At 39.3% G+C, this 21,654-nt stretch carries 17 protein-coding genes; 9 read left to right on the plus strand and 8 right to left on the minus strand.

Annotated features, from left to right (window positions below; translation table 11 throughout):
* Nucleotides 1-75 precede the first annotated feature (75 nt).
* Genes EHQ70_RS06035 through EHQ70_RS06045 form a run of 3 tightly spaced genes read left to right on the plus strand, consistent with a single transcriptional unit; the run spans nt 76 to nt 1,653 of the window.
* On the plus strand, nt 76-780 hold the full coding sequence (locus EHQ70_RS06035) for a glutathione S-transferase family protein (protein WP_135584508.1): 705 nt from the start codon (nt 76-78) through the stop codon (nt 778-780).
* Between the two features lie 41 nt (nt 781-821).
* Nucleotides 822-1,169, plus strand: a complete 348-nt coding sequence (locus tag EHQ70_RS06040; RefSeq protein ID WP_135584509.1) for an ArsR/SmtB family transcription factor — start codon at nt 822-824, stop codon at nt 1,167-1,169.
* Between the two features lie 16 nt (nt 1,170-1,185).
* Nucleotides 1,186-1,653 (plus strand): SRPBCC family protein, encoded by a 468-nt coding sequence (locus EHQ70_RS06045; RefSeq protein WP_244288235.1) that lies wholly within the window; start codon nt 1,186-1,188, stop codon nt 1,651-1,653.
* Nucleotides 1,654-1,711: 58 nt separating this feature from the next.
* On the opposite strand, the gene EHQ70_RS06050 is transcribed toward EHQ70_RS06045, so the two are convergent.
* The 3 genes from EHQ70_RS06050 to EHQ70_RS06060 form a co-directional block, all read right to left on the minus strand.
* On the minus strand, nt 1,712-2,086 hold the full coding sequence (locus tag EHQ70_RS06050) for a hypothetical protein (protein ID WP_135584513.1): 375 nt from the start codon (nt 2,084-2,086) through the stop codon (nt 1,712-1,714).
* A gap of 105 nt (nt 2,087-2,191) precedes the next feature.
* The gene (locus EHQ70_RS06055) at nt 2,192-2,872 is read right to left on the minus strand and encodes a nucleoside 2-deoxyribosyltransferase (protein ID WP_135584515.1); all 681 of its coding nucleotides are present in this window, start codon (nt 2,870-2,872) and stop codon (nt 2,192-2,194) included.
* Between the two features lie 110 nt (nt 2,873-2,982).
* Nucleotides 2,983-6,210 (minus strand): SpoIIE family protein phosphatase, encoded by a 3,228-nt coding sequence (locus EHQ70_RS06060; RefSeq protein ID WP_135584517.1) that lies wholly within the window; start codon nt 6,208-6,210, stop codon nt 2,983-2,985.
* A 235-nt stretch (nt 6,211-6,445) separates the two neighbouring features.
* Here EHQ70_RS06060 and EHQ70_RS06065 point away from each other — a divergent pair, with 235 nt between their 5' ends.
* Nucleotides 6,446-7,732, plus strand: a complete 1,287-nt coding sequence (locus tag EHQ70_RS06065) for an alanine racemase (RefSeq protein WP_135584519.1) — start codon at nt 6,446-6,448, stop codon at nt 7,730-7,732.
* A gap of 40 nt (nt 7,733-7,772) precedes the next feature.
* Here EHQ70_RS06065 and EHQ70_RS06070 read toward each other — a convergent pair whose 3' ends face one another.
* Both EHQ70_RS06070 and EHQ70_RS06075 read right to left on the minus strand, forming a co-directional pair.
* Complete coding sequence (locus EHQ70_RS06070; protein ID WP_135584521.1) at nt 7,773-8,801, minus strand: CE1 family esterase; 1,029 nt, start codon at nt 8,799-8,801, stop codon at nt 7,773-7,775.
* Complete coding sequence (locus EHQ70_RS06075; RefSeq protein ID WP_135584523.1) at nt 8,798-9,790, minus strand: LLM class flavin-dependent oxidoreductase; 993 nt, start codon at nt 9,788-9,790, stop codon at nt 8,798-8,800. The genes EHQ70_RS06070 and EHQ70_RS06075 overlap by 4 nt, the downstream gene beginning before the upstream one ends.
* A 260-nt stretch (nt 9,791-10,050) precedes the next feature.
* Here EHQ70_RS06075 and EHQ70_RS06080 point away from each other — a divergent pair, with 260 nt between their 5' ends.
* Nucleotides 10,051-10,824 (plus strand): helix-turn-helix domain-containing protein, encoded by a 774-nt coding sequence (locus EHQ70_RS06080; protein ID WP_135584525.1) that lies wholly within the window; start codon nt 10,051-10,053, stop codon nt 10,822-10,824.
* A gap of 53 nt (nt 10,825-10,877) precedes the next feature.
* Nucleotides 10,878-11,714 (plus strand): SDR family oxidoreductase, encoded by an 837-nt coding sequence (locus EHQ70_RS06085; RefSeq protein ID WP_135584527.1) that lies wholly within the window; start codon nt 10,878-10,880, stop codon nt 11,712-11,714.
* Nucleotides 11,715-11,879: 165 nt separating this feature from the next.
* Here the strand turns inward: EHQ70_RS06085 and EHQ70_RS06090 are convergent, their stop codons facing one another.
* Entirely contained in the window at nt 11,880-13,976 is a 2,097-nt protein-coding gene (locus EHQ70_RS06090; RefSeq protein ID WP_135584529.1) for a glycoside hydrolase family 5 protein, read from the minus strand.
* Between the two features lie 411 nt (nt 13,977-14,387).
* Here EHQ70_RS06090 and EHQ70_RS06095 point away from each other — a divergent pair, with 411 nt between their 5' ends.
* A complete protein-coding gene (locus EHQ70_RS06095) occupies nt 14,388-16,538 on the plus strand; it encodes a neutral/alkaline ceramidase (RefSeq protein ID WP_135584531.1) in 2,151 nt (716 codons plus the stop codon).
* A gap of 91 nt (nt 16,539-16,629) precedes the next feature.
* Entirely contained in the window at nt 16,630-17,289 is a 660-nt protein-coding gene (locus tag EHQ70_RS06100; protein WP_135584533.1) for a TetR/AcrR family transcriptional regulator, read from the plus strand.
* A 10-nt stretch (nt 17,290-17,299) separates the two neighbouring features.
* Here EHQ70_RS06100 and EHQ70_RS06105 read toward each other — a convergent pair whose 3' ends face one another.
* Together EHQ70_RS06105 and EHQ70_RS06110 are read right to left on the minus strand one after the other, a co-directional pair.
* Nucleotides 17,300-18,790, minus strand: a complete 1,491-nt coding sequence (locus EHQ70_RS06105) for a right-handed parallel beta-helix repeat-containing protein (RefSeq protein WP_135584957.1) — start codon at nt 18,788-18,790, stop codon at nt 17,300-17,302.
* 78 nt (nt 18,791-18,868) lie between these two features.
* Nucleotides 18,869-19,519 (minus strand): TetR/AcrR family transcriptional regulator, encoded by a 651-nt coding sequence (locus tag EHQ70_RS06110; protein ID WP_135584535.1) that lies wholly within the window; start codon nt 19,517-19,519, stop codon nt 18,869-18,871.
* A gap of 128 nt (nt 19,520-19,647) precedes the next feature.
* On the opposite strand from EHQ70_RS06110, the gene EHQ70_RS06115 reads away from it, so the two are divergent.
* The gene (locus EHQ70_RS06115; protein ID WP_135584537.1) at nt 19,648-21,645 is read left to right on the plus strand and encodes an oxidoreductase; all 1,998 of its coding nucleotides are present in this window, start codon (nt 19,648-19,650) and stop codon (nt 21,643-21,645) included.
* The last annotated feature ends 9 nt before the right edge of the window (nt 21,646-21,654 follow it).

Raw genomic sequence — 21,654 nt, forward strand, 5'->3', positions numbered from 1 at the left:
TTTTTTTGGAATAGTTATCCAAATAGATAACTATTTTTTCTTGCAAGATTTCAGGAGAATTTAATAGTTTTCCATATGGATAACTATCAGACTCCAAACCTATTGCTTTACATCCACCCCCTTGCCTCCTTTTGTCATAAGGTTTTGATTGCCCTTTATGAAAATGGAACAGAATTTGAATCTCGGATTGTGGATTTGATGTCAGAAGAGTCCAGTGCAGAACTCTTTGCTTATTGGCCTGTTGGTAAAATCCCTCTGCTTCGAGACCGGATGCGGGCGAAAACGGTTCCTGAGACCTCCATCATCATTGAGTATCTAAACGAATTTTATCCAGGGAAAGAAAAACTCATTCCCAGTGACCCGACACTTGCGTTGGAAACGAGACTTTGGGATCGTTTTTTCGATCTCTATATCAGCGAACCTATGCAGAAGATCGTTGTGGATCGTTTGCGACCAGAGGGTCAGAGCGACAAACTTGGAGTAGAACAAGCATACCAGAAATTTCCCATTGCTTATGATATGTTGGAGGGACAATTACAATCTCAGCCCTTCATCGCTGGTGAAACTTTTAGTATGGCAGATTGTTCGGCTGTGCCTGCTTTGTTTTACGCGGATACAATTCTAAGTTTTCGGAATACACATCCCAAACTCACAAACTATTTTGAACGGTTACTCGAAAGAAAGTCCGTAAAACGTATGATAGCTGAAGCAGAACCATATTTTCATATGTATCCACTTTATGATAAAATTCCCAAACGATTTCTAAATGAAAAAAATTAAGGATAATCTCATATGAACAAGATGATGATGTTTATTACTTTATGAAGTCTAATACCATTGGTTTGGAACATATCTTTCATGCACTTAGTGACCGCAGTCGGTTGAATATGGTGGAACGATTGAGCCTAGGTCCTCTATCTGTGAAAGAGTTGGCAGAGCCACTCTCTATGGCGTTACCTTCTGTTTTAAAACATTTAAAAGTGTTGGAAGAGGGTGGCATAGTTGTTTCTGAGAAGTCAGGAAGGGTTCGCACATATAGATTGGATCCTGCCCAACTTTCGAGTATTGATTCTTGGATGGCAAAAAGAAAAGCTGCTTGGAACAAACGTTTTGACAAGTTGGAAAGTTTTTTAATCGAATCATCGGATGAAAATTCCGACGGAACATAAAATGAAAGGAGGACAAATGAACCACTCTACTTTTACTATCGAAAGGATATTGCCGGCTTCTAAAGAAAGATCTTTTGCCGCATGGGCGAATGCAGATTCCAAACGAAGATGGTTTGCTTGCCATGATGATTGGAAAACTGTTGAGTTTAGTTTGGATTTTAAAGTGGGCGGAAAAGAATCCAATTTAGTAGTGACTCCTTCAGGAAGTCGTCATGTTTTTGATGCAACTTTTTATGACATCGTCCCCAATGAACGAATTGTATATGCCTTTGGTATGTATGTAAATGACATTCGTATTTCTGTTTCTTTGGTTACTGTTTTATTTGAGTCACCGCTGGAAGGTAGAACTAAAATGACTTTTACCGAACAAATTGTACTTTTAAAAGAACCTGGTAATAATGAAGGATTTCCAGAAGAGGAAGTTCGCGGCCGTGTAGAAGGGACAAACGCAGGATTTGATCGGCTTGAAAAAGAATTCACCTAGTGGCTCCCTTGATCGGAAGCCCTCGGGAAAAAATCTGATTCAGTATCTGATAAAAGATTTAAACAGGATATAAAAACTCGTAAAAAGTTCCATTGACCATAGGAACTCTAATATTTTTGATATCTTTTGTTTCTTCTTCCGATTCTAAGTATTGAAAAAAAGTTTTTTCAGGTTTGTAAAAGTATTTGGTTCTAGTTCGTTCCAATGATGCAAGGGAATTCTGGATGTTGGTTTCTTTTGATTCATTTTGATTGAAGAATTGAAAGAGTTTACGGTTTGTTGCAGACGCAGGAAGAGAACATTCCCAACAAATTTCTTCCTCAATGGATAAAATCTCATCGTATAACTCAGAGTGGTTTGTTGGGCCACCGAGTGCTGCCAGTTGCAAAGAAAGATCATAATACTCTTCTAGTAGGGATTCAATGTATTCCATATTGGTTAACCTCTAAAAACCAGAATACCATCCAGGTAGGACAAAATAGCGGGGTTGTTTGAAACTAGGGATTTTTTTTGAAAAAAATCCCTAAAAAACCAAGATTTACGCTTCTAAATACTTCATAAAATTGGCGGAACCTTTTAGTTTTTCTACAAGTACTTTGAGAATGGCGAGTAGATCTTTTTCTTTATGGTCGAAGAAACGAATGATATTTAAAATCTCCCAAACTTCCTTTCCCACTTCCATTGTCTTTTTTACCATTGGAGGTGGGTTTTTGAGATAAAGATTCTCACCAGCTGCATTTACGGTCACAATGATTTCGGCAAGTTTGGTTGGGATTTGGGATATATCTGTGACATATTTCCAGTTGTAACTAAGACCAGTAAGGAGTGGATTGTCCAAACCATTAAATTCTGTTCTAGGGTCATTTTTATATATGACAATTGGTTTCCCTGTAGCAAATGAAATTCCTGTTTCGGAAATAGAGCCGTCGTCAGCTGGTCTTCCGTTCATATTGAACACTGTTGCACTACATCGTTCGACAACTTGATAAACGTCCATTGCAAACACTGCCTTTTGAACAAAAATCATAATGTCTCTAAAAATTTCTCCAGAGATGATCGGAGTGTTGATCATGGCCATAACCTGTGCCACTTCGATCCCATCTCTTTGTGGGAGGTAGGTTTTGTATCCCGCAGCTTCTAAAGTGGCAGCAATCGTAGCCATTGTGTTTAGTTCTTCAGGGCTAAACATAGGTCCGGAACAATAAATATATTCGCTCATAATATCCTCTAAGTTATTAAAAAGAATCTGAGCAGTTTTTCATTAAATATAAAAATTAATCATTACAAATTTTTAGGCCTTCGGAAAAAAGTTAGATGTTTGGTGAGGTGTTATAAATCGACTACAACAAGAGTTATGTCATCATCAGGAATATGTTTTCCACAAAATTCTTTTACTTGGTCCAAAAGACCATCGGCAAATAAATCCGCAGATCGATTTGCTGAATTTTCTGTTATATAATGGCTAAGACGCTCATCACCAAACATTTCCCCGGCTGGGTTTCGTGCTTCAGAGATTCCGTCCGTATATAAAATCACTCGGTCACCTACGGAAAATGGAATATCTAAAATTTCATCGGGGATTTCAGGAAAACATCCGAGTATCCTCCCTCTCGGCCGAACGAGTTCGACTTTGTTAGTTTCTCGCCTATAAAAGGCAACGGGGGGATGGCCAGCACTTGCATAAAGGATTCTTTGGTTTTTTAAATCAAAGAATAAATAACATGCTGTAACAAATTGTTTGTGGATAGAATCTAAGAGAAGTTTGTTGATTCTTTTTAAAACTTCGTTTGGTTTTTTAGATACATGTTTTTGTAAGTTAAATGCCATTTTAAACATGGCAGCCACAATGGCCGCAGGAATACCATGCCCGGAAACGTCTGCCACTACAACACCTAAACTATGTTCGTCGGGAGTATGGAAATCATAATAGTCACCACCGATAGCAGTCATTGGATTGTATCTAGAAACGATCTTTGCTTTTTCACCTGTTGGTGGATGTAAAGGTAAGGAAGAGTCTTGGATTTTTTTGGCAAGTTTGAGTTCTGCTTTGATACTTAAATAATCTTCTTTTTCTTCCACAGCAGATTTTAAAAGAACGAGAGTATTGACCCTTGCGAGAAGTTCCCTTTTATCAAAAGGTTTTCCTAAAAAGTCATTTGCCCCGGCTTCCAATCCCGAAAGAACATCTTCAATTCTATTTTTTGCAGTGAGCATTAGAACCGGCATTTCATAAATCGAATAGGTTTGTCTTAAGATTTTACAAACTTGATACCCACTCATCTTTGGCATCATAATATCTAATAGAACTAAATCTGGTTTTACTTCATTTGCTACAGATAATGCTGTTGGTCCATCTAAAACTGGAATTACGTTGAAACCAGATCCGCTAAGTTGAATTTTCAAAACTTCCAAGTTGATCGGATCGTCATCAACAGCAAGAATTGTTAGGTTACGATTTAAGTCGTTTGAAAGGTTTGTGGTAACTTCCATTCTTTCCACATAGTTTTGTTGAACGACAAAATTTCCACGGAGATCTTCGTCGATCACCGAACGATCAGTCTGCGGTATTGTAATATCAGTTTGATCTTTTTGAAATTCGTTTTGGCCAACTGCCAAAGGCAAAGTAAATCTAAAAACAGATCCTTTCCCTAATTCGGATTCAACAGAGATGGTTCCAGTATGAAGTTCTACTAAGTTTTTTGTAATGGAAAGTCCGAGGCCAACTCCACCGAAATTTCTTGAAATACTGGAATCAGCTTGGGCAAAGGGTGCAAAAATTTTTCCCTGATCCTCTTTGGAGAGTCCTATCCCTGTATCCGTTACTGCTATTTCTAAATAATTAAAAAAACCATTGTCTGTTGGTTTTGCAGTTACAGAAATAAAACCAGATTCTGTAAACTTAAGAGCATTTCCGATGAGGTTAAACAGGATTTGTTGGATTCTATTTTCATCACCGAAAACTAAGGGACAGTCATCTGCGATTTCATTTTTTAAGAGAATACCTTTCTCAACAGCAGTTCGATCGAGTAGAGCAATCACAAGGTCTACAGAAGGTTGGATCGCTAAAGTCATTGGGGAAAGATTGAATTTCTGATTTTTCATCATAGAAAAATCGAGAAGGTCATTCACTAATCCAGAGAGACGTTTTGCGGAAGAGATGATAAATCCTAAATTTTTGGAAACACCCGCACTTACTGCACCCATGGAACCTTCAATGAGTGATTCTGTGATCCCTATGATTCCATTTAATGGTGTTCTAAGTTCATGTGATGTATTGGATAAAAATTCATCTTTCATTTTATCCAATACAACTAAGTCTTTGTTCTTTTGTTCTAATTCACTTTTGAGTTCATTTGTGACCTCATAAAGTTTTGCAAATCGTATCGATAATGCAAAAGATAAACTCAAGGTATAAAATAAAAACCCCTCAGAAAGAGATCTATCTAAAATGGATACATATATTTGTAGATAACTTAATATAGAAAATGCAGCAGTGACTCCAAGTGCAAGTTGCCCAAAAAATATAATACGAGCTCCCGGTTGTTTGAGTTTTACTGCCTGAAAGTTGAGAACAAAGGCGTATATTAGTTCAAATAGTGAAAAAATATTCGTAATGTTTAATGTATATTTGGAATAAATTTCCATAACAAAGGGAATGAATGTAAAAAACGATATAAGGCCAATGGTAAAGTGTGCAGAAAGGGCAACTATCACAAGTTTGGATGGTTTGTGGTTTGTAAATTCTAAAAAGAAAAGTGTACCTATAACTCCCATTAAACTCAATCCGGGATGGAAAATAAAATGGTTAAACCAAAACTCGTCCCATACAAAGTAAGGAAGAGACAAATTTCCAAAAGTCACAAGACCTGCAAGTGTTGCAAAAAAGAAATAAATTAAATAAGCTCTCTCCCTTCTACTTCTCAACCAAAGAATTAAACAATAAAGTGCAGAATATCCAAAGGCAAAACAAGATGCGGAATTCCACATAATGTATTTATAAAATTTACCTTGGATGAGATCAGATTCCCCAATATAAAATTCAGAATTTACAAATCCACCCCAACCAACATCGTCAGCGACTCTCACTGCGATTGTGTTTTCAGAATCGTATGCAATGAGTTCTTTTGGGATCGAATACACTGAGATTCGGCTACTTTTTTTGATTAGGTCTCCCGATTCTGTAATGACTCCTGTTTTACCGATGAGAACTCCATTGATATACATTTCATGGGCATCTGCAATGAGAGGAGTGAGTATGCTGATATTCTGATTTTTGAATGTATTTGATACTTTGAAGGATTGTCTATACCAACCAATTTTAAATCCAGACAATCCCGAATTATTCCATTGTGCGGGTATGGACAGTCTGCCCCAGTCGGAATCAGGAAATTCTTTTAATGCTTGGTTTAAATCATCTTTGGGATTGAATTTCCAAGATCCAGAAAGTTTGACCAGTTCCGTTGGGTCGTCGAGGGAATAGGTTGAAAGATTGGGGCTTGCGTAGATAGGCAGTAGGCAAAAGGAACAATAAATCGCAAATAGATAACGAACTTTCATTTCAATTCCAAAGTAAAAGAGTCTGCCTTTTGCATCATTAGTGGGTATGCCAGATTTTAACCAAGAACAAAAGAATACCCTTCGAAGAAAACCGAATTCTCTTAACCAATACAAACTTCTATAATTGCTTAAAAAACATTCAGTCCTCAAAAATCAGGCCTAAATTCGGTTTGCAGTAGATTGGTTCGGATGAACTTTTTGAAATTTACCAATCCTTTGAGAGTACGTATTATCGATGTTAAAGAGTCATAAATTTTTTTTATTAATAATCCTTGTCACTGCGTTCGTTTTTGTTTTTTTTCTACGACCGAAAGACGAAGGTGCTCTTTATCAGGAATACTTTTCCAAACTCAACCAAGAACTTAAAAATAATGGTTTTGGAAAACCAGTGGTACTTTTGGATTTGGACCGGTTGGATGAAAATTTATCTACCCTTTCCCAAAACATCCCACCTCCTTTACACTATAGGATTGTGGTTAAGTCTCTTCCTTCGCTCGATCTTCTTCGTTACATTACAAAGGCCACAAAAACCAATCGGCTTATGGTTTTTCATTCTGGCGATTTGGTTATGTTACTTGGTGAGAATGAGTTTTCTGCCTTTGATATTCTTCTTGGTAAACCTATGCCAATTCGTGCATTAGAAGATGTTTATAAAAAAACAAAGGTGGACCGATTCCAAAAGATCCATTGGTTAGTGGATACAGAAACAAGACTGAACCAATACTTAGAATTTGGAAAATCTAAAAATATTAAGTTACATATTGTACTCGAAATTGATGTGGGCCTTCATCGTGGAGGTTTCCGAAATCCCGACGAAACAAATCGAACTCTTTCCCTAATACAAAAAAATCCAAACAACTTGGAGTTTGATGGATTTATGGGATATGAACCACATGTAGCTTCTGTTCCAAGTTTGTTAGGTGATAAAAATGAGGCAATTGCAAAAGAAATTCAATTGTCTTTGTCCAAATACGAAGAATTTGTTTCTTCAGGTAAAAAATCTTTCCCATCCTTATTTGATAAGGAACTTCTTTTGAATGGGGGTGGAAGTAAAACGTATCGTTTTTACCAGAAGGATAATCATGTTGTAAACGATGTATCGGTAGGATCGGCACTTGTGATGCCTACTGATTTTGATGTGAGTACACTGACAGAACACAAACCGGCTTTTTTCATAGCCGCACCTGTCTTAAAAAGATTAGAGGGAACTACCATTCCTTTTTTAGAATCAATTTCTTTTATATTTCCTATTTGGAATCCGAATTTGCAGGTTACTTATTTTACTTATGGCGGGGCTTACCTTGCCAAAAAAGAATCTCCACAAGGTCTTTTTGATAATGGTCTTTATGGTGCGAGTACGAACCAGGGAATTTTGAATGGAAGTCGTGCCACCGGTTTACAACCTGATGATTATGTTTTTTTCCGACCCACTCAAAGTGAAAAGGTAATGGCAGAGATGGGCGAAGTGATTCTAATTCGAAAGGGAAAAATTTTTGGAACTTGGAAGTGTTTTATCAATTAGTATGTCTTAAATTTAAGACATACTAATGAATTTAATCTAATTATTTTGCTCTGAAAAACTCCCACATGGCATCATTTGCTTTGATTGCCTTGGAGGGAGTGGCAGATCCAAAGAAAAAGGAAGGTTTTTTGCCACCAGGCCAAGAATGACCTCCCGATTCTGTGATACAAAGTTTTACCTTCACACCATCCTTACATTCACCATACTCATCACAAGTCACACCAGATTCCTCTAAAACTCGTTTGGGTGTTGGGTTACATTGATTCAAATCCACCCATTTAGAAACCGTTTTTGGAACGGAAACAAAATCAGTCACAAGGGATCTATCTTTGAAACTGTTTCCGGCCCCTCCATGAAATAAAACTTTGTCATCATCTTTGGCATGGATATGTAAAATGGAAATGGGTTTTGTAGGATTACAACTAATGGTGTTATCGGTTCCGGCAACGGTAGTGATGGCTGCCAATTGGTCTGTCATTTCACAGGCAAGACGATATGACATCATGGCTCCATTAGACATTCCAGTTGTATACACTTTGGTTTTATCGATTTGCAGTTGTTTGTTGGCATGGTTTAGAATTTCTTTGATGAAACCCACATCATCGATTTTTTTGTCACGGGCATCTGCACAACAATTACCTGCATTCCATGTTGCAATTTTCCCTGATTTGTATTTGCTATAACCGTTCGGAAAGATGGTGATATGGCCGTTTTCTTCTGATTTGGAAATTTGATGGTAATAATCTTCGTTCGATTGGATTTCCATATCCCCACCACCGCCATGTAAAACTAATAATAAAGGTGTTTCTTTGTTTGGTGAATAAGTTTTTGGAACATGCACTTTGTAATAACGAGGGAAACCTCCATGGGAAAAGGTAAATGTATAATCGCCAGGGTTTTCAATTTTCGTTGTTAGGTCAGAAGAGGCGACAGGAGCTGGTTTTTCTTCCATTTTCTTTTGGAATCGTTCCTGGATTTTACTTCGTAACCAACCTCGGGAACAAGATACGTTAAAAAAAATGATCAGAAGGAAAGGTAAAAATAGTAGAAATTTAGATTTGTATTTCATTGAAGAACCTCAAGTTCCAATTTTGCGAGTAGTTCTAAAGATTTGATTTTAGCATCGGTGTCATAAACCGAAGTCACTGTCATCAGTTCATCTGCCTTTGTTTCCTCTAAAACTTTAGTGATTCCTGCTTTTACCGTTTCAGGAGAGCCCACAACCGAATAGGATAACATTCGTGAGGCGATTTGTTTTTCTTCAGGACTCCAATAAGATTCTATGTCTTCAATTGGCGGTGGAAAAGTCCCTCGCCTATTTCTGAGAATACGAGTAAAGGACTGTTGTGAACTTGTGAATAAAAAACTTGCTTCCTTGTCTGTTTCCGCTGCGATCACATTCACTCCCACCATTACATATGGTTTGTCCAAATACTGGGAAGGTCTAAATTGTTTTCTGTAGATTGTGATGGCTTCCATTAGGGCATCGGGTGCAAAATGAGAAGCAAAGGCATAGGGAAGACCAAACATTGCCGCAAGTTGTGCTCCAAACAAACTAGATCCTAAAATCCAAACCGGTACATGTGTTCCTGTTCCTGGAATGGCACGAACTTGTAATTGGTTACCATCATCTTCGAAATAGGAAAGTAGTTCCTTAACATCTTCTGGAAATGTTTGTGAACTCATGGCATCTCTTCTTAACGCACGTAAGGTGAGTTGGTCCGTCCCAGGGGCACGTCCCAATCCTAAATCAATCCTGCCTGGATATAAACTTTCTAAAGTTCCGAATTGTTCCGCAATGACAAGTGGGGAGTGATTCGGCAACATGATCCCGCCGGCACCGATTCGTATGGATTTTGTGTGACCAGCTAAATGACCAATGACTACTGAGGTAGCGGCACTAGCAATAGAAGGAAAGTTATGATGTTCTGCTACCCAAATACGGTGGTAACCCAAACTTTCTGCGGCCTGTGCCACACGTACCGAATTTGCCAAGGCGTCTTTGGGTGTATTTCCTTCGTTGATGAATACTAAATCGAGAATTGAGAGTTGTGCCATTAAGAACACATTCCCTTTTTCGCCTCTCCGGTGTAAATGTGTAAAAAAATAAAATCATGTTTTGGTTCAAAATTCGAATACAAGTGTTATGCGTGAAAGAATGTTTGAATTTTAAATTTCGAAAAAAAAATCAACTAAAACCGGAAACTAAATGTCTAAGTGCTTTGAAAACCAAAGGTGATTGTTGTCTTGTAACATGGGATGACTAAAAAAAGACAAAGTCATAGATGGATACTTAAGATAGTTTATATGAAGATAAAATGAAAGTTTGGAAACCTGATTTAAGTTTAGAAACAAAATCACTCATACAATCTGTATTTGTTTTTGAATCCGATACGGAAGAAAAACAAATGCTCCCCTTTTATGCAGATGGATTTCCTGGATTAGTATTCTTCCATTCAGAAAATCCAGTTACCGTTTATGTAGGATCTGAATCCAAAGTAATGGATCCAGTTTTTGTTTATGGACAAACCATCGAACCCATTCGAATCCAAATGGAAGGTCCATTTTTCTTTGTGATGATACAACTTTTTCCAGCTGTGGTGGAAGAATCATTAGGAATTCCTGTAGTGGAACTGACCAATTCTTGTTTCACAATCCCGCAGTCTGATTGGATTAGTGAACCTAACTTTAAGTTATCGAGAGAGAAGTTTTCTTCTTCTCTAGCAATAGATGCCTTAATGACTTTTATTATGAAAAAAGGGAGTAAGTTTCGTCCAGATCCAATCTTACATCTTTGTATCGAAGAAATTTTAGAAGAAAAAGGAAATTGTGAAATTGGAAAGTTATCCAAAAAGTTGGGACTTTCTGAAAGAACCTTACAAAGAAGATTTCAAAACTATGTAGGCCTCACTCCCAAACAATTCTCAAGTATCATTCGTTTCCAATCCAGTTTAAATGAATTAAATGGTGAGGCGAAATCTAAGTTAACGGACATAGCATACGTTAGTGGATATGCTGACCAGTCTCATTTCATTCGCCAATTCAAATCTTTTACCAAACAAAAACCTTTCCGTTTTCGAGAAAAAATTTAAACCCTGTCGGGTTTGTCCAATTTTTATTTTTTGTTTTCCTTTATTCTGAATCCATGAAACCAAAAACATTAATCATTGGATCCAGCGGAAAAACAGGATCAAGAATTCTATCCAAACTAAAAACAGCAGGTTATCCTGTTCGATTGGGATCAAGAAAAGAAACACCCGCCTTTGACTGGGAAAAACCGGAGGATTGGGAAACCGTGATTCAAGGAGTCGATCAAGTTTATATCAGCTTCCAACCGGATTTGGCAGTTCCTTCTTCCCTCAGTGCGATCCAAACATTGGTGGGAATTTGTAAATCAAACCAAGTAAAACGATTGGTTTTGTTATCGGGTAGGGGAGAGCCGGAAGCAGAGACTTGCGAACAAATTGTACAAAACTCAGGGTTGGCTTGGACTGTCCTTCGTTCTAGTTGGTTTTTACAAAATTTCAGCGAAGGAATGTTCCTAGACCAAATCAAAGAAGGACGAGTTTTGTTACCTAAGTTAACCGTTAAGGAACCATTTGTGGATTTGGATGACCTTGCCGATCTCGCTTTCGAATCACTTGTGACAGACAAACATCGTAACAAGGTGTATGAATTGACAGGTCCTGAACTTTTGAGTTTTCAGGATGTAATTTTAAAGATAGCGGAAACAACAAACCAATCCATTGCAATCGAAGAACTTCCATTAGATGATTATATTGCAACCTTAAAGGGGTTTGGTCTTCCTAAAGATGCACTATGGCTAATTGATTATTTGTTTCGCACCGTCCTTGATGGAAGAAACGAATCGGTAGTGAAGGATTTGGAATTGGCACTTGGAAGAAAGCCAAAAGACTTTGGTACCTATGTGAAAGAAACAGCCAAATCAGGAATTTGGAAAATTACCCAACCTACCATCTGAATTTCCTTTGGAACCATAGTTTTCGAGAAAACCTCCAGAAATTTGGCAAAGTGGGATCTCTTGCTTGGTGTAAAGATCTCACTAGGAAAACTAAATCCTAGTGAGATTGGGATAGAACTTTGAGATTGAGTGAGGTATTCGTCAATCCATCAAAAGATTCTCTAATTATTGTTCGGTGGGATATCCACTATAAGTCATTTTTCCTGTTAGATAAATGGGACTTTTTTGTTCCAAAAGAATCCGAGTGTTGAGTTTGGATTGGATCTCTTGTAAGGTCTGTGCGGAATAGGATGCACCCGCCCCATCCACAACCAAAACATAATGGTAAGAAGAATTTGGATTTTCCTCTACATCTAAATCATCCCAAATATGTAAAATGTTTCCAGAACCAGTCTCTCGGTTGCGATCCGGAATGACAATGGCTTCGTTTGTTTCTTGGCTCGGGGTGGTTGGTATCGATTGGTTATAGATTCTTTTTTCGGAAATCACGATAGCCTTGGTCAGATCAAAGTGAGAAGGAAGATACACTTCTGTGGGCGCATCGGAAAATCTTCCTTTCCAAATGACCAATTGGAATCTTTTATCGGCAAAATATTTGGACTCTGTATTTCCTGGTTTGATAGCCGCCCAAGAAAAAACTTTATTCCATGTATCCGATCCAACCGCATTGTAATGACTACTCATCAATCGCCCTTGGCTCTTTCGTAAATACCCACGTTCGATCACATGGTTGTTTAGGTTAAAACTGGTTCCATAATTTCCAACCACAGAAAAGTCTTCTTCATTCCATGCATCTTTTGTTGTGATGAGTTTCGAAGGATTTCCATTCATATACTCCGCATGGTTGTTATAATAATAATCCCAATGCCATTGTGTTCCCGAAACGATAGGATTGTAAAAATCGGCAAACCTAGATTTGGAAGTTTGGTTTCCATCCGAAACTTCCATCGCTTGGTAAACGGCATTGATCATTCGAGGTGTATCTTTTGCCCCCGTTCCTTTTAACCACATACCAAATTCACTGAGGAAAACAGGGATTTTTAAGTATCTAGATTCCTTTCTGATTTCATCTAAGTATTTAAAATAAGTAGCATTGTCGATTCCTGTGAGATCTGTTCCCATACGACCGGCATCATAGAAATGAGAATTAAAAACAAAACCAGGACCAGGTGGGGATAACAAATGTCCTCCTCCTGTAGCAGGTGCAATCGCCGAACCAATGTTTGTATTCCAGAATACTAGAGGTTCTGCAAATACCCATTTGTTTTCCCAACCATTTTGGTTTAGAATGGTCCTGACTTTTTTGTACATAGGCCAAAGTTTTTGATTGTCCCATTGTGCAGGTGTCAATCCTTCCATTCCCCCATCCACAGGTTCATTAAAGGGATCAAGTCCGAGCACATAAGAAAATTCTTCCGCAGTCAGTTTCTCTTTCAGATAAGCAGAAGTTTTTCCAATTTGCCAAAGGAACTCAGTTTGCATATTTCTCGAACCAAGACTTGTCGATAGTGGGGCGTTGTTCCAAAAATTACGAAAAGCTCTCCGAACCGCTTCATTGGTTAAATTGTTCTGGCTCCAACTGGCACAAATGATTCCACAATATTCGGTAGGATAACTTCCCCCTTTGGTGATCCAAGCCGGGGCTCCATTACCTGTATGCCAAGAGTTTTTATTAAATAGATGGCGAGAAAATAAATCTTCATGATAATCCAAAAGAATGTACATTCGTTTGGCGGTTGCTTTTTTCATTTGAGAGATGATGGCATCTAAATAATTATAATCGATGGTATCAACTGCAGGATGAACTCCTTCCCAAGCAATCGTATAACGAATGATATTTGACCCTGTGGTTTTGCCAAGCCGACCAAATGCTATTTCAGCATCCGATGCATTTGCAAAAGGTTTGAATCCATGTTGTGCCAATTTCATATTCCCTGAGATATTAAAACCTCGGAAACTGACTTCACGTCCAAGCCCATCCACAAAGATTTGGTCTGTGAATTGGTTGTTAGTTTTTTCAGAGATAAAAATCTCTCTATCGCCAGAAGAGTTACTGTAGTCTAGGTTATGAAGGGATCCCGATACTGCGAGAGCCCGTGTTTGTGAGAAAGAACCATTTGTTTGCGAAGACAAACCATCACTAGGCAATAGTAAGGGAAGGAAAGTCGATGGCGATTCTTTGGTGGGAGCACAAGAGCTCGCTGTCAGAAAAAGGATGGCAGAGACCAACCAAACGGATAGGGTTTTCGATTTTATTTTCATAGTACCTCGCTCCCATTTCCTTTGGAGATTAGGAGATACGGTCACTTGCTACATACTAGCCGACAATTGTCGATTAAAAAACTGACACCAAATTTCCATAAATATGGAATTTAGAAATCCCATCACTGAAAAATGACAGTCGCTGGAAAAAGAAACTGACTTACTTTTTTCCAATTTCAGAAAAATAAACTCCCTTTCCTGCTCTAATTGTCAGATTTGTGGGGAGATCTCCACTCCTTTGTAGTCAAATTCTGAACACTGGTCTATAAAAAACCGACATGTGTCGGTTAATTTGCTTGCCATATTTTTAACATCGTTTAGACTAATATCCCGAAATTGACCTAGATCCCTCTCAGTACAAGAGGATGCGAAAAACCGTTTTATTTAGAAATTTAGATTCGGAGAAAGTATATGAATTCCAAAAGAGAATCCCGAGTGCGCTTGGGTTTTACCATTGTTTGTTGTTTTCTGGTTTTGACTTGTTCAGACGAGAAATCTTCCCCTTCGCCAATCCTCGGTTTGGTGGATTCTAGTGCCACAGATAACTCTAGTTCCGCATTCAGTTCTTCCGGTGTGAGCCGTGCCGTTGCTCCTTCTCTTGGTTCGTCGCCGTATCTTGTGGGTGCAGGGATCTATGATATCACGGGTCCCGCCGCCGAAGTAGGGATGATGGGTTTTGCGGAATCAGCGCAAAAAACAGAAGGGATTTATATGCGCCTTTGGTCAAGGGCCTATATCATTGGGGATGCATCCAAACGAGTGGTTTTTGTGAGTGCTGACTTAGGAATGATTTTTCAATCCATCAAACAAGCAGTGAGTAAAAAAATTGCCTTAGATGCAGAACTATCACCTTATTACAATCAGGCGAACGTTCTTCTTTCGGCGACACATACACATAGTGGGCCTGGTGGGTATTCTCATTATTTTTTATACAACGCCACTACCTCCGGATTTATCAAAGAAAACTTTGATGTGATTGTCGATGGAATTTATCGTTCCATCAAACTCGCTCATCAAAATTTAGTTCCAGGTAATGTTTATATCAACCAAGGAAATTTAACAGATGCGAGTAAAAACCGTTCGGTGGCTGCTTATGATAAAAACCCTGTTGCTGAAAGAAATTTTTATTCTTCTAACGTAGACCAAACGATGACTCTTTTAAAATTAGTCGCGGCGGATGGTCGTGAGTTAGGGATGCTCAATTGGTTTGCAGTGCATCCAACCAACGTTGGTCCTACAAACAAACTCATCGGTGGTGACAATAAAGGTCTCGCTTCTTATCTTTTTGAAAAAACAAAAGGAACTAATTATTCAGCAAACCAAACCTTTGTGGCTGCTTTTGCACAAACAAATTCAGGAGATGTCACTCCTAACCTTTGGGGCCCAGCGGATGGGGTGAATGATTATGCGAGACAAAACATCATTGCAGAAAAACAATTAAACCGCGCCCAATCTCTTTATTCTTCTGCCACAACTCAACTTTCAGGTTCCGTTGACTTTCGCCACACGTTTGTTAACTTTTCCAATCTTTATGTAAGCAGTGTAGGAACTACAACCTGCCAAGCTGGTATGGGAGCATCTTTTTCTGCTGGAAGTGTGGAAGACAATGCTGTCTCTCTTGATTTTTTTGATGAAGGGACTACCGTTGATTCGTTGGATTGGAATACCAATTCTGCAGATGCGTTTAAGTCTAGTTTCCTTGGGGGAGCACTCGGTGTTCTTTGGCCAGCTTCTACAAGTGAAGCTTACAAACTTTGCCATGCCGAAAAACCTGTCCTCATTCCTACAGGGGTTGCTAGTTTTGATGGGAATCCTTGGACACCTCCTGTCATCCCCATGCAAATCATTAAAATTGGTAACTTAGCGATTCTTGCCATTCCTGCGGAAGTATCGACAATGGCAGGACGTAGACTTCGTTCTCTTGTGAAAAATGTTTTGGCCAATGAATACACGGTGATTGCTGGTCTCTCTAACTCTTACACCTCGTATCTGACAACAAGAGAAGAATACTCTTCCCAACAATATGAAGGTGCTTCCACTCAATTTGGACCAAACACACTTGTCGGTTATGAACAAGAATTTGGTAAGTTAGCAAGCGCTTTGCGAAACGGAAGTGTTTCCCCTGCTGGACCTACACCGGCTGATCTAACAAACTACCAAGCAACTTTTCAAACTGGAGTTGTCTTTGATGATATTCCTCTCTTTAAAAGTTTTGGAAATGTTTTCACACAACCAGCATCTTCTTATGCAAACGGAGCCACTGTGAGCGCTGTATTTTGGGGCGCCCATCCTAAAAACAATATGCTCATCGGAAGTAGTTTTGTGGATGTGGAAAAACAAAATGGATCTACTTGGACTGTGGTGGCTAGAGATAATGATCCTTCCACTACCTACAAATGGCAAAGGGATGGGATTGCCTATTCCAAAGTCACCGTCACTTGGAAAACGAGCTCCTTCCCATCGGGAACTTACCGCATCCGCCACCGTGGCCATTGGAAAAGTGGTTGGACGGGAGCCATCAGCGCTTACCAAGGAGTCACAAATAATTTCACAGTGCAGTAATATCTGAACTCACTTGCCTGACCCCTAAAAAGGTCAGGTATTTTCTTTGCAACGGGATTGACTAGGTTTCATTTCCTAGAAGGCTCGTACTATGGATAAATTGGTCGACGCATCCTTATCCCCTGACCTCGCTTCTAGGCCCTTTAAGTTCACTAGCAAACAAGGGAGGAGTAGACGCACTCGTTTGTTAACCATTGCATTGGAATTCCTTAGGGAAAAATCTCCAGAAGAGATTAGCTTTGCTGATATCTGCAAAGAGGCAAAAATCCCCAGGCCTTCCGCTTATCATTTTTTCCCCAATGTGGAAGCCATCTTCCATGGAATCCGGTTATTACACTCCGAAAGCTTGATTGAAAAATCACTTTTATTAAAAAGAGAAACCTTTCATTCTTGGGAACAATATATCGAACGTTCGATCGACGTGGCCGTGGAAGTCACAAATAAAGAAATTGCTTTTCCTCGTTTGATTTATGGATACAGGATGAGTAACCCTGAGATGCGTCAAGTGGGCCAAGAGTTAGACGCAAAACTAGCAAACCTTGCCAAACTGGGACTGATGGATCGGTTCGAACTACCAACCTTTGAAAATACAGATCCTATCTTTGCGGTTGCCTTTTCCATTGCCGATTCTCTTTTGAAACTTTCTTACCGAACCTATGGAGACTTTACTCCTTGGATGGTGGGAGAAGCAAAAAAGGCAACGATCTCGTATTTAAAAAATTATCTACCAGAAGTTTGCAAACCAAAATAGAAATGTGTTTTTATTGGTAGTTACCAGTAAAACTAGCACCACCAGCAGTCCCTCCATTGATGGTTCCAATATCGTTAATGAAGGTTGTTGCGTTATCAAAATATAGGGCTGTGGGACAATTATAAAGTCTGTTCCCATTGAAACTTATGGGATTGGTTCCCCCACCTTCATAAAAACAATACCGAGTGGTTCCGCCAGTGGTAAAAAGTGTATTTTGCTGGTAGGCATTTACATTACCGGCGCCAAAACCATGATAGATCGCCATACTAGTGTTACCCGTTCCTCCATCAAAACTGTTTCCCGTGACAATGGAATTAGAAGGATGACTAGAATTGAGCCCATAAGAAATATTTCCAGTACCTCCCGCAACTGTGTTATTTATAATGGTCGGAGTGTTCGCATCGGGAGTGTTATAGATTCCATGAGCAGAATCAAGAGCATTTCCTTCATATATGACATTACTGGTAATGGTTGGTGAGGAACTAAGTCCAACGGAGATTCCAAAAGTAGATTGGGTAGTCGAAACTCCTCCATGTATCGTATTGTTTGCTATATTTGCAGAAGATGACTCTAAGAGTATACCCACCGAATTTCCGTTAATGTTTGAGCCAGCTTCCACACGGTTGTTTGTGATTGTCGGTGAACCAGAAAAGCAATAGATCGCCATGAAGGTTCCTGTGGTGGCATTTGGATTCGATGATCCTCGTATCGTAAATCCATCCAAAATGGTAGAGGATGTGATGGTGGCGCCTGCACTGATTGTGAGAGAATCGGGAACCACTGATACTGTTGTATCCTCAATTTTTGTTATGTATAGATTTGAATTCCGATTTAAAAAATCAGAACTAAACCCACCGTATAACGAAACATTATTTACCAAACTAACTTGAGTTCCGAGCCCACTGTCCACAGGATAGTTCCCTTCCGAGACTAAAATGGCTGCGGGAGCGGTTGCTCCTGTGATGGCAGAAGGAATTGTGAGTTTGGCACTTCCTGGTGTGGTTCCTGGATTACCATTATTGCCAGAGGGGCTAACATAGTATAAATTTGTATTGGTAGCAAGAACAGTATAATTTCCTGTAACGGTTGCTAAACGAAATCCATTCGAGTCATTCCCATCCAACTGGAAACTGTTTTTTCCTACTGGGAGGGAACCAGAAAGATCTACAGTATCGTTTGCCGCGAAAGTGTTTGACCAAGTTTGATCGAGTGGAGTTCCTAAAACGGCGGAAAGAGAAGTCGGATTCATACTCCGATTGAAGACCACTCGGATTTTTGTGTTGGCGAGAATGACACATCCAACTGACGGAGTGACGGTGGCGGAAGGGCCCCCATACAAACCGAGAAGGATACTTAACTGGAGAAGGTTGTTCTTCTTTTTGGAGGGATCTAAATCTAAAAGTTCCCGAACAATCGGATTCAACAAACAATGGAATTGAAAAAATATAAGAACAAAAACTAAGATTAGATTCGTTTGGGAAGGTTTTATATATTTTCGCATCACAGATGAATCAGTAGGATATCTGTAATTGGTAAATAGGCAATGAATTTCTAAGGATTTCTTAGAATCTCGGTAAATTTATTTCATTCCGATATATGCGTACTCTGTGACCGTTTGGATGAAGTTTTCCATCTCTTTTGGATCGTTTTTCATCTGTAAGCGACCTTCTAAAAACAACATCGCAATCCCGTGGATCATGGCCCAAGAAGCTAATGTTTTTTCTCTCGTTTTTCCCTGTTCCAAAAATCCGAGTCTTTGGCCCATTCGAATGATTTCATGTAACTGACGATAGGTCCTTCTTGATACACCAGAAAGTGTCGGATGGTTTTTAAGGTCCACACCCATCCCACCAAACATAATCCTTGCGAATTGTCTGTTGGCCATGATGAATTGAAAATAAGTCCATCCTAGAGCACGGTATCTTCCTTTGAAGTCTTGGTCTGTTTTTTCTAATTCTTTTTGGTAAGTTTCGAAATACTTTTGAAAACCAATTTCCGCAATCGCAGAAAAGAGAGCATTTTTGTTTTCAAAGTGATGGTAACTGGCGACATGGCTCACCCCAGCTTTTGCCGCCACTTTGCGGAGGGAAATATCTTCCAAAGAAGTATTTTCGAGTAGTTCTACTCCTGCTTGGATGAGAGCCTCACGAACATTCATTCCATTTTCTTTGGAAGGGCGGCCTACCGGTTTTGGTTTTTTGAGACTAATTTTTTTTTTTGAAACCGCCATTTCCCCAATTCTACCAAGGACTCTTTTAGTGACTAGTGTTAATTACCGGTGGTAAATTTACGGCTTGTCGCCATTTGTAATTATGTTACCAATGGTAAATTATTCAGATCTAAGGATATTTCGCGAGTATGAATACAGCATTTTCACCTATTTCCATTGGAAACTTAACTCTCCCCAATCGTTTTATTATGGGATCCATGCACCTCGGTGTGGAAGGAGAAACCGGAACTGCCGAAAGGATGGCGGCTTTTTATGGCAAACGGTTCGAAGGTGGAGTTTCTCTCATTGTTACTGGTGGGATCAGTGTGAATGAAGAGGGAAAGGGTTCACGAACATTTTTTAACATCCAAAATCCAGAACATGCCAAAGAGTTAAAACGTATGAACGAACTACTCCTAGGCAAAGGGACAATGTGTGCGCAACTTTTCCATGCAGGTCGGTATGCTGCTGATAGAAATTGTGTGGCTCCTTCTGCAATTCGTGCACCAATCAATCGTTATGTGCCAAAAGCTCTTACAGAAGATGAATGTTGGAAAACCATCGAAGACTTTGGCGTGGCTGCAAAACTCTCCAAAGAATCTGGGTTTGGAGCTGTTGAAATTATGGGGAGTGAAGGGTACCTCTTAAATCAGTTTTTCTCTCCTGTGACAAATCATAGAGATGATTATTTTGGTGGGGATGCAGAACGGAGGATGAATTTATCCATTGAGGTTTTGCGGGCTGTAAAAAAACAACTCCCCGAAGGTTTCCCTGTGATCTTTCGTATGTCAGGGATTGATCTAATCCCAGGAAATCCAAGTTTTGAAGAAGTCATTCGGCTAGCGCAGGTTTTGCGAGATGAAAAAGTATCTGCTTTAAACATTGGAATTGGTTGGCATGAATCAAGAATCCCCACTATTAGCCAATTAGTTCCCAGAGGGGCTTGGATCCCCATTGCCAGTCGTATCAAAGAGAACACACCGGGAGTTCCTATTATTGCCTCAAATAGAGTGAATGATCCCATCACGATGCAAAAGGTTTTTGATGAAAACAAAGCCGATATCATTTCGATGGCAAGGCCATTCCTTGCAGATGCATCCATTGTTAAAAAATTCCAAGAGGGAATGTCAAACCGAATCAACACTTGTGTGGCTTGTAACCAAGCCTGTCTTGACCATGCCTTCCAAGAAAAATTTGTTTCTTGTATTGTGAATCCAGAAGCTGTTCATGAATTGGAATTTACAAAACCAAAAACAAAGGATCCAAAAAAAGTCCTCGTGATTGGAACGGGACCTGCGGGACTCGAAGCGGCACGTGCGAGTGCCAGTCTCGGACACAAAGTCACTCTTGTAGAAAAAGCAAATGTACTTGGTGGTCAATTCCAATTGGCATCCAACATTCCGGGTAAGTCAGAGTTTAAAGAAACCATTCGTTATTTTTCCAATGAACTTCCAGTCCTCGGTGTAAACATTCGTTTGAACACAGATGCAACCTTAACATTGTTAGAAACAGAAAATCCGGATGTTACCATTTTTGCAAGTGGTGTGAAACCACGTGAGTTTTCTTTAAAAGGACTAGAAAATCTTCCGTCTGGAAATTATACTGATTATCTCACAGGAAAATTCAAACCAGGAAAACGTGTGGCAGTGATTGGGGGAGGAGGGATTGGTGTGGACGTAGCACATAGATTGACGGAAGAAGAAGATCCTACTTTAAACTCCTATGATAAAAAATACAATATCAGTTCCTTTACCAATGCTGTGGTTCAAAAAGAAAAAGCACACCGAGATGTTGCCGTGTTTCGTAGGAATGGAAAACATGGAGCTGGTCTTGGGCCGACAACGTTTTGGGCACTCAAACAAGAGTTAGAGTCTGTGGGAGTTGAGTTCTATCATGGACTCACATACAAAGAAGTGACAAAAGAGGGATTAAAAGTAGAACTAAAAAACGGAGAAGAATTTTTGTATCCTTGTGATTCTCTTGTTTTGTGTGTTGGTCAGGAAAAGGAAACTTCCGTTCTTGAAGAATTTCAAACCAAATACCCTAACAAACAAACCATCGTGATTGGTGGAGCAAAAGATCCAAGGAACATTGATGCCAAAAGAGCATTTTTAGAAGGTTTAGAAGCAGCACATAGCATTCATTAGGAGATAAAT

It is taken from the genome of Leptospira congkakensis, assembly GCF_004770265.1.
Classification (GTDB): Bacteria; Spirochaetota; Leptospiria; order Leptospirales; family Leptospiraceae; genus Leptospira_A; species Leptospira_A congkakensis.